Annotated in this window: 11 protein-coding genes, 2 tRNA genes and 1 pseudogene; 10 read left to right on the forward strand and 4 right to left on the reverse strand. The window is 62.1% G+C overall.

Annotated features, from left to right (window positions below; genetic code table 11):
- Window position 1: 1 nt before the first annotated feature.
- The 3 genes and pseudogenes from AC6I97_RS10835 to AC6I97_RS10845 all read right to left on the reverse strand — a co-directional run bounded on the left by AC6I97_RS10835 (window position 2) and on the right by AC6I97_RS10845 (window position 2,809).
- Window positions 2-796, reverse strand: a pseudogene (locus AC6I97_RS10835) (ABC transporter ATP-binding protein).
- Between the two features lie 111 nt (window positions 797-907).
- Complete coding sequence (locus AC6I97_RS10840; RefSeq protein ID WP_224090843.1) at window positions 908-1,621, reverse strand: response regulator; 714 nt, start codon at window positions 1,619-1,621, stop codon at window positions 908-910.
- Between the two features lie 3 nt (window positions 1,622-1,624).
- Window positions 1,625-2,809, reverse strand: a complete 1,185-nt coding sequence (locus AC6I97_RS10845; RefSeq protein ID WP_497944876.1) for a sensor histidine kinase — start codon at window positions 2,807-2,809, stop codon at window positions 1,625-1,627.
- Window positions 2,810-2,932: 123 nt separating this feature from the next.
- Between AC6I97_RS10845 and AC6I97_RS10850 the strand changes: the two genes are divergently transcribed.
- The 10 genes from AC6I97_RS10850 (at window position 2,933) to AC6I97_RS10895 (ending at window position 13,652) form a co-directional block, all read left to right on the forward strand.
- The gene (locus AC6I97_RS10850) at window positions 2,933-3,985 is read left to right on the forward strand and encodes a 3-isopropylmalate dehydrogenase (RefSeq protein ID WP_224090841.1); all 1,053 of its coding nucleotides are present in this window, start codon (window positions 2,933-2,935) and stop codon (window positions 3,983-3,985) included.
- A gap of 117 nt (window positions 3,986-4,102) precedes the next feature.
- On the forward strand, window positions 4,103-5,215 hold the full coding sequence (locus AC6I97_RS10855; protein ID WP_224164606.1) for a branched-chain amino acid aminotransferase: 1,113 nt from the start codon (window positions 4,103-4,105) through the stop codon (window positions 5,213-5,215).
- Window positions 5,216-5,663: 448 nt separating this feature from the next.
- On the forward strand, window positions 5,664-6,482 hold the full coding sequence (locus AC6I97_RS10860) for an MBL fold metallo-hydrolase (RefSeq protein WP_497947042.1): 819 nt from the start codon (window positions 5,664-5,666) through the stop codon (window positions 6,480-6,482).
- 39 nt (window positions 6,483-6,521) lie between these two features.
- Window positions 6,522-7,298: a fumarylacetoacetate hydrolase family protein gene (locus AC6I97_RS10865; RefSeq protein WP_224090832.1), complete on the forward strand. Its 777-nt coding sequence runs from the start codon at window positions 6,522-6,524 to the stop codon at window positions 7,296-7,298.
- A 121-nt stretch (window positions 7,299-7,419) separates the two neighbouring features.
- Window positions 7,420-8,940, forward strand: coding sequence for a glutamate--tRNA ligase (gene gltX, locus AC6I97_RS10870; RefSeq protein WP_224090829.1), 1,521 nt, complete (start codon window positions 7,420-7,422; stop codon window positions 8,938-8,940).
- A 12-nt stretch (window positions 8,941-8,952) separates the two neighbouring features.
- The gene (locus AC6I97_RS10875; RefSeq protein ID WP_224164605.1) at window positions 8,953-9,681 is read left to right on the forward strand and encodes an HAD family hydrolase; all 729 of its coding nucleotides are present in this window, start codon (window positions 8,953-8,955) and stop codon (window positions 9,679-9,681) included.
- A gap of 137 nt (window positions 9,682-9,818) precedes the next feature.
- A tRNA-Gln gene (locus AC6I97_RS10880) sits at window positions 9,819-9,890 on the forward strand.
- Window positions 9,891-10,017: 127 nt separating this feature from the next.
- A tRNA-Glu gene (locus AC6I97_RS10885) sits at window positions 10,018-10,090 on the forward strand.
- A 107-nt stretch (window positions 10,091-10,197) separates the two neighbouring features.
- Window positions 10,198-12,036 carry a dynamin family protein gene (locus tag AC6I97_RS10890; RefSeq protein WP_497944877.1) on the forward strand — a complete coding sequence of 613 codons (1,839 nt, stop codon included), beginning with the start codon at window positions 10,198-10,200 and terminating at the stop codon, window positions 12,034-12,036.
- Window positions 12,033-13,652 carry a GTPase gene (locus tag AC6I97_RS10895; protein WP_224164603.1) on the forward strand — a complete coding sequence of 540 codons (1,620 nt, stop codon included), beginning with the start codon at window positions 12,033-12,035 and terminating at the stop codon, window positions 13,650-13,652. The genes AC6I97_RS10890 and AC6I97_RS10895 overlap by 4 nt, the downstream gene beginning before the upstream one ends.
- An 8-nt stretch (window positions 13,653-13,660) precedes the next feature.
- Here the strand turns inward: AC6I97_RS10895 and AC6I97_RS10900 are convergent, their stop codons facing one another.
- Window positions 13,661-14,197, reverse strand: a complete 537-nt coding sequence (locus tag AC6I97_RS10900; protein ID WP_497944878.1) for a DUF1697 domain-containing protein — start codon at window positions 14,195-14,197, stop codon at window positions 13,661-13,663.
- Window position 14,198 lies beyond the last annotated feature (1 nt).

A 14,198-nucleotide genomic window follows, 5' to 3' on the forward strand; every position in this document is an offset into this window, starting at 1 on the left:
CTTAAGCCCCCAGCTTGCCGAGAGCCGTCAAAACTGATTCGGCTGTGGGCTTCTGGATCTCGCCCACCAGACCGCCGTCGCTCATCAGCACCACGCGGTCGGCAAAGCTTGCGGCGACGGGGTCATGGGTCACCATGATGATGGTCTGCCCCATCTCCTGGCTGCTGCGACGCAGGAGCGCAAGCACTTCGCCGCCGGCTTTGGAGTCCAAGTTGCCGGTGGGCTCGTCACCAAACACGACGTCGGGACGCGTCAGTAGGGCTCGGGCTACGGCGACACGCTGCTGCTGTCCGCCTGACAACTCGTGGGGTCTGTGCTTCAACCGGTCCTAAAACCCGAGGGTGTTGACTACGGTATCCAGCCACCCGGCGTCGGCGGTTGTTCCCGCTAAAGCGAGCGGCAGCGTGATGTTCTGCTCCGCTGTCAGTGTGGGCACCAGATTGAAGGCCTGGAACACGAAGCCAATGCGCTCGCGTCGAAGGGTGGTGAGTTGGCGGTCGTTGAGCCCGGTGAGCTCCGTGCCGCCCAGGACGATCCGTCCGGAGTCCGCCGTATCAAGGCCGGCGAGGCAATGCATGAGCGTGGATTTGCCCGATCCTGAAGGTCCCATGATTGCCGTGAATTTGCCTGCGTCGAAGCCCACCGATACCTCGTTCAGGGCCATGACACGGGTATCGCCGCGTCCATAGGCCTTTGTCAGCGCGAAAGCTTCAACGGCCGTGCGTGGCCTGGCTGCATCGGCTTCAGCGGGGCGACCGTTACCTGCTGGGTGGGGGAGAGGCGTGAAAGTTGTCATATTTTCACGGTATGTGCCGGGGATGCGCCGCTGGATCCGGCCACGGACCCATTCCGGGCAAGTCCAGCTCATACCGTGGTCTGAGGCAGGTGATCACGTGGTGGGGCGGAGCTAGCTTCCTGGGGCGACCACGCCTGTCTCGTAGGCGATGACCACCACCTGCACACGGTCCCGCGCTCCCAGCTTGGCCAGGATATGGCCCACGTGGGTCTTCACGGTTGCCTCGGAAAGGAACAGTCCTGCGGCGATCTCCGGATTCGACTGCCCCTGGGCGATCAGCTGGAAAACCTCGCGTTCACGGGCAGTGAGGCGTTCGACCGCGGCGGCGTGTCCGCTTTGTTCCGGCGTCTGCTTTCTGAGCAGGGGAGCCACATGCTCCAGCAATCTCCGAGTGGTGGATGGGGCGATGACGGCGTCGCCACGGTAGACCGTTCGGATGGCCTCCAGCAGTTCCTCTGGCGGAGCGTCCTTGAGCAGGAACCCGCTGGCGCCGGCCTGGATTGCAGCCAGGGCATATTCGTCGAGGTCGAAGGTGGTGAGGACCACGATTTTGACCTCCGCCCGCTGGGAGCCCGAGGGCTGGGTGGCCGCCTGTTCCAAAATGCGTCTCGTGGCTTCGATGCCGTCCATACCTGGCATGCGGACATCCATGAGGACGACATCTGCTGTGACTGCGTTAAGAGCCTGGATTGCCTCGATTCCGTTGCCTGCCTCTGCCACCACCTGAAGATCGGGTTGGGAATTAATCAGCATGCCGAACCCCGAGCGGACCAACTGTTGGTCATCGACGAGCGCCACCCGGATGGGTGCGGCGAGTGCAGGCATGGCTTAGGCCTCCGAATAGGGAATGAAAGCGGACACACGGAAACCGCCGCCTGGCAAGGGGCCTGCGGTCAAGGAACCATCGTAGAGGGAGATGCGCTCGTTCATGCCCCGCAGCCCGTTTCCCCCACCTGCGGCGGGCGGATCAGCTGCGGCGCCCCGACCGTCGTCGACGATGTTCAGCTCTAGACCGCGACTCTGCCACGTGAGCGTCACGCTCGCTCCGGCGTGGGGTCCTGCGTGCTTCATGATGTTGGTGAGTGCTTCCTGGATGATCCGGTAGGCAGTGAGTTCGGCTCCGGCAGGAAGCGCCCGGCGAGGCATGCCAAGCTCTTCGAAGGAGATCTGCAGCCTTGCTGCGCGGAAACCCAGCAGAAGTTCATCGAGATCGGAAAGCCCCGGTTGGGGCCTTGTCGGTGCTGCCTCATCCGAGCGCAGCACGCCGAGCAGCCTTCGCATCTCACCGAGGGAGTCCCGGCCCGTGGCGGCGATGGTGGCCAGCGCTTCGGTGGCCAGTTCCGGCTTGGCGGCGGCAGCGTACCGGGCACCATCGGCCTGGGTGATGATGACGGACAGAGAATGCGCCACGATGTCGTGCATTTCCCGGGCGATGTGGGAGCGTTCATCAGCTGCGGCCAGCTGGCGCTCCTGTTGCTGTTCGATTTCAAGGCGTCGGGTCCGGTCCTCAAGGGCCTGGAGTTGGAGCCGTCGAACGCGGGTAAGATCGCCGAGCGTCCAACTGACCAGCACCAGCATCCAGATAAGGACTGTGTAGAGGGCCCCAATGGTAAGGCCCATGATGCCGGACTCAGCGGGGCTCGAGTATTCGCGCGTAGTGAGCATGACGCCGCCCAGCAAGCCAAGCAAGAGGACCGTCCGGCTTGCCCATGCCGGCCCGTAGGCGGCCGTAGCGTAGATGACCAGCGGAACTGCAATTTGGCCAGCCACCGGTTCCGCGCCTACGGCCCACTGGATCAGGCACACCAAAACCACGACGGCGGCAGCCACCACGGGACGTGTCCTTCGCCATGCCAGGGGCAACAGCAGGCCGCAGGAGAAGAAAAACAGCAAGGGGCGGTCGGCCATGAGATAGACAGGTCCGAACAAGAGGACCAGCAGGCACGTTGCCGCCATATCTACCTTGAAGCGGTTGATCCGGAACCATTCGTATATCGCGTGCCTTCTATCCACGATACGACTCTATGTGCTGGGTTTGGGCCCGGGCGTCATGCCCTGGTCTGATTCGTGCTGGTGGCCTGTTCGAGGAGTGAGACGATTTTGACCAACATGTGGATTGCTTGGCTAGATAGACCTATGAGTGCATCGTCCATCAATCTCGCTGTCATCCCCGGTGACGGCATTGGCCCCGAGGTCATCGCCGAAGCCATCAAGGTCCTGGAAAAGGCTGTCGCCGCCGATGGCGTTGCCCTTGAGCAGACCCACTACAAGCTCGGTGCGCAGCACTGGCTTGAGACGGGCGAGACCCTTCCGGACGAGGTCCTTGCAGACCTCCGTACCCGCGATGCCATCCTCTTCGGTGCTGTTGGCGCCGCACCCGGCGACACCCGTATTCCTTCGGGCATCATCGAACGCGAGATGCTGCTCAAGCTCCGCTTCAGCCTGGACCACTACGTGAACCTGCGTCCGTCACGCCTCTACGGAACGGTTGGCAGCCCGCTGGCCAACCCCGGCACCATCGACTTCATTGTGGTGCGCGAAGGCACGGAAGGTCCCTATGTGGGCAACGGTGGAACGCTGCGCGGCGGAACTCCGCACGAAGTTGCCACCGAAGTCTCCCTTAACACTGCCCATGGCGTGGAGCGCGTGGTGCGGGATGCATTCCGCCGCGCCAGCGAACGTCCGCGCAAGCACGTCACCCTCGTCCACAAGCACAACGTCCTGGTCTTCGCCGGACACTTGTGGAAGCGCACCGTTGAAGCAGTGGCCAGCGAATTCCCCGAGGTCACGCACGACTACCTTCACATCGATGCTGCAACCATCTTCATGGTCACTGACCCCTCACGCTTCGATGTCATCGTCACTGACAACCTTTTCGGCGACATCCTGACCGACCTCGCAGCTGCCGTTACGGGCGGCATCGGCTTGGCGGCATCGGGCAACATCAACATGGACCGCACAGCACCGTCCATGTTCGAACCCGTCCACGGCTCAGCACCGGATATCGCCGGACAGCAGAAAGCCGATCCCACCGCGGCCATCCTCTCCGCAGTGCTCCTCCTGGACCACCTTGGCTACACCACGGCGGCCCGCAAGATCGAGGCGGCAGTGGTCGCCGACGTCGAAAGCCGCACCGGCGAGCCGCGCTCTACTGCGGCGATCGGCGATGCCATTGCGGCGGCACTTTAGGCCCATTTCTCAGGCGTAAGCTTGTCTTGAATTATTTACCTGCTTCCTTGGTCCACCGCTGAACCGCTTCCTCCGGGACCCGTTTCGCGCTACCAGGTAGCTGACTGTGGAGGAAACATGACTCAGACTGCCCACGGCGTCGAATTCAGCCAGCAGCTTTCGGAAACCCCGAAATCTGCTGAGGAGCGTGCAGCCGTCCTGGCGAACCCAGGCTTTGGCGATTACTTCACCGACCACACCGCCGTCGTTGACTACAAAGTCGACGCCGATGGAAATGGCGGTTGGCAGAACGCCCGGATCGAGCCCTACGGACCAATCTCGCTGGATCCTTCGGCCGCAGTCCTGCACTACGGCCAGGAGATCTTTGAAGGCCTGAAGGCATACCGCCATGCTGACGGTTCGGTGTGGACCTTCCGCCCCGAAGCGAACGCCGCGCGGCTGAACAAATCGGCCCGCCGGCTGGCCCTCCCGGAACTGCCCGAGGAATACTTCCTGGGTGCTATCCGCGAGCTCGTGCAGGCGGATAAGGAATGGGTGCCTTCCGGCGACGGTGAAGCTCTGTACTTGCGCCCCTTCATGATCGCCACCGAGGCCTTCCTCGGTGTGCGGGCCGCCCGAGAGGTATCCTTCCGCGTCATTGCCTCTCCCGCCGGTAACTACTTCGGTGGCGAACTGAAGCCCGTTTCCATCTGGATTTCCCGTGAATATGCACGCGCGGGCCGCGGGGGAACAGGTGCAGCCAAGTGCGGTGGCAACTACGCCGCCTCCCTCATCGCGCAGCAGGAAGCCGAAGCGAACGGTTGCAAGCAGGTACTTTTCCTGGACCAATTCAACGACGACGCCGTGGAAGAACTCGGCGGCATGAACGTCTTCTTCGTCATGAAGGACGGCTCGCTCGTTACCCCCGCACTGACCGGGACCATCCTGGAAGGTGTCACCCGTTCGTCCGTAATCCAGGTTGCCAAGGACATGGGCCGCGAGGTTTCCGAGCGAAAGATCACCCTCGACGAATGGCGCGAGGGAGTTGCTTCAGGCGAAATCGCTGAAGTCTTCGCTTGCGGTACGGCGGCAGTGATCACCCCGATCGGTGTCCTCAAGGACGCCACGGAATTCATCGGATCCGAGGACGCCAAGGCAGGCGAAACCACCATGGCCATCCGCCGGCAACTCCTGGGAATCCAGACCGGTACCGTCGAGGACACCCACGGCTGGCTGACCCGCCTGGTTTAGTCCAGGACGCAACTGAAGCGAACGACGGCGGCCCTTCTGTTTGGTGACAAACGGAAGGGCCGCCGTTGCCATGCCCCCGATGTTCTCTCACATCCTGACCGTTTGGGCGGAATGTTCTCTCACATCCTGACCGTTTGGCGGGAATGTTCTCTCACATCCTGACCGTTTGGCGGGAATGTTCTCTCACATCATGACCGTTTGGCGGGAATGATTTCTCACACGCGGAGTGGTTGGTTGACGTCAACGGTGAGCCCCGCCGTCGAAGTCCAAATGAGCGAGGATCGGTGGAAACGGGACAGGATGTGAGCGAGGATCGGTGGAAACGGGACAGGATGTGAGCGAGGATCGGTGGAAACGGGGCAGGATGTGAGCGAGGATCGGTGGAAACGGGACAGGATGTGAGCGAGCATCGGAAGTGGTGCAAGATGGGACGGTGACTTCAGAATCCATGGGGACTTCCAGCGACTCACCTTTCAGCGACTCACCTTCCGGCGATTACACCTCTGCGCTGCAGCAGAGCAGCACCCTCACCCGCTTCCGGCTGGCACCAAACCCGGGCCCGATGAGCCTGGATGGCACCAACTCCTACGTCATCAGCGCGGGGGATTCGGGCCATGTTGCCGTCGTGGATCCCGGTCCGGAAGACGAGGGGCACCTGGCTGAGCTGGCAGCGGCCGGGGTGGTGGACGTCGTGCTTATTACGCACCGGCACGCTGACCACACTGCAGCGTCCGCCAGGTTCCATGAACTGACAGGCGCTCCCGTCAGGGCGGCTGCCGCGGAGTACTGCCACGGTGGCGAGCCTCTCGTGGACGGCGAAGTGCTCCATGCCGGCGGCGTGGAGATCCGTGTCCTGGCAACCCCGGGCCACACGTCGGATTCCTTGTGCTTCCACCTCCCCGAGGACGGTCCCACAGGCTCCGTTCTAACGGGTGACACCATCCTGGGCCGTGGCACCACTGTGCTGGACTACCCCGATGGCCGCTTGGGCGATTACCTTGCCAGTCTGGACAGGCTCGAATCCCTGGGCCCGGCTACGCTCCTTCCCGCCCACGGACCGGTGCTTGCAGCCCTGGATGTGAAATGCCGCGAGTACCGCGAACATCGCCAGCAGCGGCTCGACCAGATCAGGGCTGCGTTGGCACAGCTCGGCCAGGATGCGCCGATTGCCGCAGTCACTGATGCGGTGTATCCCGACGTCGACCCTTCAGTCAGGTGGGCAGCTGAGACGTCGGTCGCAGCGCAATTGGACTACCTTCGCGGTTAGCGGGCAAACGTCCATGCGCCGGAAGGTAGGCTTGAGCCCATGCGTATCGCCCGGTTTGTAGTTGATTCTGATCCCCTTTATGGCGTTGTTGAAGGCGAGCCCGGTAGTGAGGAAATCACTGTCATCAACGGTGACCCCTTCTTCAATGGCGTCGAACGTACCCACGTGAAGCACAAGCTTGAGGATGTGCGGCTCCTTGCCCCGATCATTCCGCGCAGTAAGGTGATCGGCGTTGGGCGTAACTTTGCCGAGCATGCTGCTGAGCTGGGCAACGAGGTTCCGCAGCATCCATTGCTCTTCCTTAAGCCGAACACCTCCGTCATCGGGCCAAACGATCCGATCATCCTCCCGGAGTTCTCTGATGAAGTCTCCTTCGAAGCGGAGCTTTGCGTCATCATCGGCCGTATTTGCAAGGACGTCCCCGAGGAACGTGCCGACGACGTCATTTTTGGTTACACCTGTGGAAACGACCTCACGGCCCGTGACGTGCAGAAGACCGACCTCCAGTGGGCCCGCGCCAAGGGCTTTGACACCTCCGCTCCGCTCGGCCCGTGGATCGAAACTGAACTTGATCCGGACGACCTCTCCATCCAGGGCCGGCTCAATGGTGAACTTCGGCAGGACGGCAGCACCAACCAGATGATTCGCGGCGTGCGCGAGCTCGTCTCGATCGTCTCCCAGGCCTTTACGCTCCTTCCGGGCGATGTCATCATGACCGGGACGCCTGCCGGCGTGGGCCTGGTCAATGAGGGCGACCGCTTCGAAGTGGAGATTGAAGGCATCGGGCGCTTGTCCAACCCCGTGGTTCGCCGCTAGCGGCCGCACCAGAGCATAGGGCCCGACGACGGCACGCGGCTTTCGCACGAAAGCAGCGTGCCGTCGTCGAGCCTTTCCGGCGGGGAACCGGGCCGATATCAAGCGGTAAAGTTGAAGCACTATGACTACTGCTTCTGCGTCCAGCGCTGCCTCCAGCGCCATCCCTGCCGTCAACGCCGAGACTCCAGTCCGCGTGCGCTTCTGCCCGTCGCCTACGGGAACGCCGCACGTTGGCCTGATCCGCACCGCCCTGTTCAACTGGGCTTATGCGCGCCATACCGGTGGCAAGTTGATATTCCGCATTGAGGACACTGACTCTGCCCGCGACAGCGAGGAGAGCTACCATCAGCTGCTGGATGCGCTGAAGTGGCTCGGCATCGACTGGGATGAGGGCGTCGAGGTTGGCGGCCCACATGAGCCATACCGCCAGTCACAGCGTGGAGGTATCTACCAGGACGTCATCGCCAAGCTCAAGGCCGGGGGACATGTCTACGAGTCATACTCCACGCCGGAAGAGATCGAAGCCCGCCACAGGGCGGCCGGCCGCGACCCCAAACTGGGCTATGACGGCTTCGACCGCCACCTGACTGAGGAACAGCTTGCCCAGTTCAAGGCCGAAGGCCGGGAAGCCGTGCTGCGTCTTCGCATGCCGGATGAGGATCTGACCTTCAAGGACCTCGTCCGCGGGGAAATCACGTTCAAGGCCGGTTCCGTGCCTGACTTCGCGGTTGTGCGTGCCAATGGTGCTCCGCTGTACACGCTGGTGAACCCGGTGGACGATGCCCTCATGGGCATCACGCACGTCCTTCGCGGGGAGGACCTCCTGAGCTCCACGCCCCGGCAGATCGCACTGTACCGGGCTCTCTACGCCATCGGCGTGGCGGAGTACATGCCGGAATTCGGTCACCTGCCCTACGTCATGGGCCAGGGAAACAAGAAGCTTTCCAAACGGGATCCGGAATCCAGCCTCTTCCTGCACCGCGAGCGTGGCTTCATCCCTGAGGGCCTGCTCAACTACCTTTCCCTGCTGGGGTGGTCGCTGAGCGCGGACGAGGACATCTTCACGGTGGAGCAGCTTGTGGCCAACTTCGACATCCACGATGTCCTGGGTAACCCTGCGCGCTTCGATCTTAAGAAAGCCGAGGCCATCAACGGGACCCATGTGCGCCTGCTCGAGCCGGAGGATTTCAAGCAACGGCTCGTCCCGTACCTCCGGGCTGCAGGTTTCGTGGGGGAGATCCTTACCGCCCGGCAGGAGGAGATCCTCGCTGAGGCGGCTCCGCTGGTTCAGGAACGTATTACCCTGTTGGGCGAAGCCCCTGAAATGTTGGCCTTCCTCTTCAAGGCGGACGACGCGATCGATGTTGCCGACGACGCCCGCAAGGGGCTCCCGGAGAACCTGCAGGAAGTGCTTGACGCGGCACTTGCTGCGTTGGAGCCCATAGAGGATTGGACCGCTGAGAACATTCAGACGGCACTTAAACAGGCTTTGGTCGAGGATCTGGGCATTAAGCCCCGAGCTGCCTTTGGGCCGGTGCGCACCGCTATTTCAGGCCGACGTATTTCTCCGCCGCTTTTCGAGTCAATGGTGATCCTGGGTAAGGATTCTTCATTGGCCCGCGTTCGCGCGTTCCGGGGCTAAGCGGCAACGGTCATGGCTATTGAAAGCTCCTTCGGAACTATCCGCGGTGTTCTGTTCGACATCGATGACACCTTGGTGGACCTTGAGTACGCCATGACAACGGCTCTGCGTGATGTTAGCGAGCATCTCCTGCCCGGCCTTGACCAGGCCGGGTGGGTGAAGTTCGGCCGCATCTTCACGCACGAAACAACGCATTTCTATGACCGCTACCTTGCTGGCGAACTGACCTTCAATGAGCAGCGCCTTTTGAGGGGCCGGGCGGCCCTGGGCCACTTTGGGGTGGAGCTCGGAGACGGTGAGGAATCGCAGTCGTGGGTTGCTGAGTACCATCAGCGGCAGACGGCGTACGTGCGCGCTTTCGACGACGTAGCTGGTGTGCTGGATGCGCTCGATGCTGCGGACATTCCCTACGGTGCCGTCAGCAACAACGTTCATGACTACCAACGGGCCAAGTTGGATGGCGCGGGCCTGTCCAGGATCAAGATCCTCGTAGGAACGGATACGGTGGGCGTACCGAAGCCGCATCCTGCCATCTACCTGGAGGGCGTGCGGCTGCTGGGGACAGAACCAGGCGAGACTCTCTACGTTGGGGACAACCGGCTCCTTGATGCTGACGGCGCAACTGCGGCCGGCCTGATTGGCGTGTGGCTCAACAGGACCGGGGAAGAAGTCGAAGAGTTCGCCGGGCGTCAGGTGGATTCGTTGTCGAGACTGCTGATGAGGGCACCTTCCGCGGCCTGACATCCGTGTGATGCAGGTAACGGCTTCGCGATTTGTGCAGGTGGCAAGACTCCGGTAGAGTCATTACTCGTGCTGAGGGGCACGGAGGGAAAAGCCAAGGGAAACCACGGCGGCGAACTCCGGTCCGAAAGTCACTTTGGGATATGGTGTAATTGGCAACACTACGGTTTCTGGTACCGTCATTCTAGGTTCGAGTCCTGGTATCCCAGCTCTGAAATTCCGCGCTATTGCAGCAGAAAATCAGAATTCCACATCGCTTCGCCGATTTGGAAGAGAGCTGAAAGTATGAAATACTCATTCAGCTTGTTCGCCGGAAACGGTGACAAAAAAGTGCAAGGCCCCATCGTATAGCGGCCTAGTACGCCGCCCTCTCACGGCGGTAACGCGGGTTCGAATCCCGCTGGGGTCACAAACAATTCCCCCGGAACTTTGGTTCCGGGGGAATTTTTGGTTCAAGCGCATTTGTGGTCATGAGCCGGCATTCCGGGTTGGCGCCCCGACATTCCCGCGCTCCTTATGACCCGCGGACAGTCTTTGGGCTGGCATGATGATGCTGTGACCGCACATGAAGAGCCGCCAAGAGCAGCGACCAGCCCTGTCGCCAATAAAGCACAGGCTGATGCTGTCAACACCCTTGAAGCGGCCCGCAACGAACTGGCCGGCATCACCTTGCCACTCGCCCTGCCCGACGCCGAAGCCGGTCGGCGCTTGATCAGGGAGACCCTCGCGCAGCTCGACGACTACGTGATTCCCCGGTACCGCAGCCTGGACGCGCCGCTGTTGGCCGTCGTCGGAGGTTCCACTGGCGCCGGTAAATCGACGCTGGTTAATGCGCTGGTAGGCTACCCGGTCACACGTGCCGGAGCTATTAGACCGACAACGCGCCAGCCGATCCTCCTCCACCATCCGCAGGATGGCGAGTGGTTTGAGGGCCAGCGCATACTTCCCAACCTGGAGCGAATCAGGGGTAGCGTCCCTGCGCAACCGTTGCCGTCAAATCAAGCCGGGGTCGAACCGGATGCCCAGGCAATCACGTCCCTGGTGCTCGTGGGTTCCGATCATGTGCCCCCGGGCGTGGCGATTCTGGATGCGCCGGACGTTGACTCCATTTCCGATAACAATCGGAGGCTGGCAGGTCAGCTCCTCGCCGCAGCGGACCTTTGGGTGTTCGTCACCACGGCAAACAGATACGCCGACGCCGTCCCGTGGCGCCTGCTCCTGGATGCGGCTTCGCGGGACATCACGGTCGCCGTGGTGCTGGACCGCGTGCCACCGGCAGCGGAGGAAGAGGTCCGGACGGACCTGAAGGCGATGTTGGATCGTCAGGGCCTGGCTGCTGCAGAACTCTTTGTGGTGCACGAAAGTGGTTTGGATGATTTGGGAATGCTGCCGCCCGAAACTGTCAGTGGGCTGAGACTTTGGCTTGCCGGCCTTGCCGCTGACGCTGCCGGACGAGCGGACGTTGCAAGGCGTACGCTCAACGGAGCCATAAAAGCGGTGAGCGCCCGGTTTGAAGCTATTGCAGCTGCGGCTGCGGCCCAGGATGCTGCGGCCCATGAGCTGAGCTCCGTCTGCGTTCACGAATACGACGACGCCCTGCTGCGGATTCTGGACGCCACCAAGGACGGTGCGCTGCTCCGCGGCGAAGTGCTGGCACGATGGCAGGATTTTGTGGGAACGGGTGAATTCTTCCGGGCTTTGGAGCAGAACATCGGGCGCATGCGGGACCGGATCGGAGCATTCTTCAGGGGTGAACCTGCGCCGGCCGTAAAAGTCGAAACGGCGATCGAAACGGGCTTGCAAGCGGTGATTCTCGATGAGGCCGCCAATGCCGCAGAAAACGTCGACAGGCGCTGGCGCTCGGATGCGGCAGGCCGTCAACTCCTGGGTGCCGCAGATCTTTCAGGAACCAGTCCTGGCTTTGACGCGAAGGCTGCTGCCGCCATCCGCGCCTGGCAGGAAGGACTCATGGAACTGATCCGCACCCAAGGTCAGGAAAAGCGCACACAGGCCCGTTGGCTCTCCTTCGGCGTGAACGGTCTTGGCGCAGCACTGATGGTGGTGGTTTTCTCCATGACTGCCGGTTTGACCGGATTGGAGATAGGCATTGCCGGGGGAACGGCCGTGGTGGGGCAGAAGCTCCTTGAAGCTGTCTTCGGTGAGGATGCCGTCCGTCGGCTTGCCCAGCAGGCCAGGGCCGATCTTCACACGTCCTGCCAACGCCTCCTCGAGGAAGAGCGGAACAGGTTCCTCAGCAGGCTGGAGGCCACTGGTTTGGAGGCTGGCACCGTTCATGGCGATATGGACCTCGCCCGCCATGCCAAGGCACTCCGTCGCCTGGCAGGGGCGGCATGAGCCGGCACAGCCAAATCCGGGAATCGTCCCAACTCCAGCGGCGGCTCGAAGCGCTCAACACAGCACGGGAACTGGCCGAGGGAGTGCTGCCCGAGCAGGATCTGCAATCCGTGTATGAGGTCCTTGAGCGGGCAACTTCCAGGCGCTCGTTGTCGGCAGGACACACGGTGGTGGGTTTCTTCGGGGCCACAGGAAGTGGCAAGTCTTCCTTGTTCAATGCCGTATCCAGCAGCAATCTGGCAACCGCGGCAGCCCGTCGACCCACGACGTCCGCGCCATTGGCGGGAATTTGGGGCGAGGAAGGAAGCGGGCCGCTGCTGGACTGGCTCGGAGTGCAGGAGCGCCACAGCCTGCCTGGGCTCCCAGGCCTGGCCACTGCGGAGAGCGGCCTGATCCTGCTGGACCTTCCCGACTTTGACTCAACGAAAGTGGAGAACCGGGAGGTAGTCCAGCGCATGGTCGGGATGGTGGATGTCCTGGTCTGGGTACTGGACCCGCAGAAGTATGCAGATGCCGCTGTGCACAACGACTTCCTGCGCCCGATGGCCTCCCATGGAGCGGTCACACTTGTTGTCCTGAACCAAATAGACAAGCTCAATGACGCGGACACCGCTGATGTGCTTCATTCCCTGAAAGGAATCCTGGAGCGCGACGGTCTGGCGGACGTTCGCGTCCTGGGCGCCTCGGCACTGTCCGGCGAAGGCATCGACGCCGTCCGTGGTGCCATCCGGGATGTCGTGATCCAGCGGGAGGCAACCACAAAACGCCTGGCTGCCGATGTCTCCAAGGCTGCAGACGAACTGTCCCTGGCTTCGGGTGCAGGCGAGGCCCGCGGCATCAAGGCAAGCACCAAGGCCAAGCTCGCCACTGAATTGTCGACGGCGGCCAACGTACCTGTGGTGGTTGATGCGGTAGCGCGATCATTCAAGAGGGAATCGGCGCGGAGGACGGGATGGCCCGTGACGCGATGGTTGCTGCGCTTCCGGCCGGATCCCCTGAGGAGGCTGAATCTGGGCAGGCAGGACACCAGGCCCGAGCTCAACCGGACTTCCTTGCCGGTAGCCGGCGCACCCGAACGTGCGAGGACAGATGCAGCCGTGCGTGATTTTGTGGATGAGGCTTCTGACGGCGCTCCTGGCCCCTGGCGGGCGTCCATCCGTGGCGTGGCCAGGGAAGGCCGCGAGCAACTGCCGGATGCCCTGGACCAAGCCATCGCCGGGACGGACCTCAAAACGTCAAGACGTCCGTTCTGGTGGTTGTTGTTCAACTCACTCCAATGGATCGCGCTTCTCCTGGCAGTTGGTGGCCTCGGTTGGCTTGGGGTCCTGGCTGCGCTCGGCTATTTCCAAATGCCCGTTCCGGAGGTGCCGAGGACTGAAGGATGGCCTTGGCCCACGTTGATGGTGGCCTGTGGTGTGGTTCTGGGGATCGTTCTGGCCATCTTCGGCAGAATCATCGGCGGCTGGGCCGCGCGCGTGCGCGCCAAAGGCGTGGCCAAGAGACTGAAAGCGGCAATAGCAGGCGTAGCTGAGCGGCGCATCGTGGAGCCGGTGGAGGTGGAGATTGCCCGTTTGGGTGCCTTCAATGCAGCCTTGAAAGCCGCGCGTAAAGGATAGGGATACCTCTAGAGATCGGCCGCAGCGTCCTTGACTTTGATCAACGTCCGAAGGTTCCGGGTTGTGGTGCTGGCCTTGTACCGCGGCTTGGCGGAGAGTTTGCTGAAGGGACTGGCCAAGGTTCCTCCGGCGGGTGCCAACCATGCGGAAGCTTCCGGTCCGAGCCGCACCTGTTCCACGCCACCAAGGGCCTCGCCGGCCTCAAAGAGTTCGTCCAGCATGGCTTTGTCGGACGTGAGGGTGATGTAGCTGTGCGTGGCCTTGTCGTCGGCAGGGTACGGGCAGGCATCCACGAGTTCGGCTACCCGCGAAGCAGTGAGGACAACAACCCAGGCGTCGTAGCCGAAGGATTCACGCAGGCACTTTTCGAACTGGACCTTGACATCCTTGATGCTCAAATCAGTCTTCAGGACAACGTTTCCACTCGCCAGCAGCGTCTTGACGTCAGAGAATGGGTAGCCCTTAAGTGCTGATTTCAGTTCGGCCATCTTGATGTTGATCCCGCTGACGTTGATGCCCCTAAGGAATACTGCGTAGGTGGTCATG

Source organism: Arthrobacter sp. TmtSoilC48 (genome assembly GCF_059739425.1).

Coding starts and splice junctions, on each gene's coding strand:
- AC6I97_RS10875 (WP_224164605.1), top strand. CDS start 8,953: ATGGCTATTGAAAGCTCCTTCGGAACTATCCGCGGTGTTCTGTTCGAC.
- AC6I97_RS10865 (WP_224090832.1), top strand. CDS start 6,522: ATGCGTATCGCCCGGTTTGTAGTTGATTCTGATCCCCTTTATGGCGTT.
- AC6I97_RS10855 (WP_224164606.1), top strand. CDS start 4,103: ATGACTCAGACTGCCCACGGCGTCGAATTCAGCCAGCAGCTTTCGGAA.
- AC6I97_RS10900 (WP_497944878.1), bottom strand. CDS start 14,197: ATGACCACCTACGCAGTATTCCTTAGGGGCATCAACGTCAGCGGGATC.
- gltX (WP_224090829.1), top strand. CDS start 7,420: ATGACTACTGCTTCTGCGTCCAGCGCTGCCTCCAGCGCCATCCCTGCC.
- AC6I97_RS10850 (WP_224090841.1), top strand. CDS start 2,933: ATGAGTGCATCGTCCATCAATCTCGCTGTCATCCCCGGTGACGGCATT.
- AC6I97_RS10860 (WP_497947042.1), top strand. CDS start 5,664: ATGGGGACTTCCAGCGACTCACCTTTCAGCGACTCACCTTCCGGCGAT.
- AC6I97_RS10840 (WP_224090843.1), bottom strand. CDS start 1,621: ATGCCTGCACTCGCCGCACCCATCCGGGTGGCGCTCGTCGATGACCAA.
- AC6I97_RS10895 (WP_224164603.1), top strand. CDS start 12,033: ATGAGCCGGCACAGCCAAATCCGGGAATCGTCCCAACTCCAGCGGCGG.
- AC6I97_RS10890 (WP_497944877.1), top strand. CDS start 10,198: ATGACCCGCGGACAGTCTTTGGGCTGGCATGATGATGCTGTGACCGCA.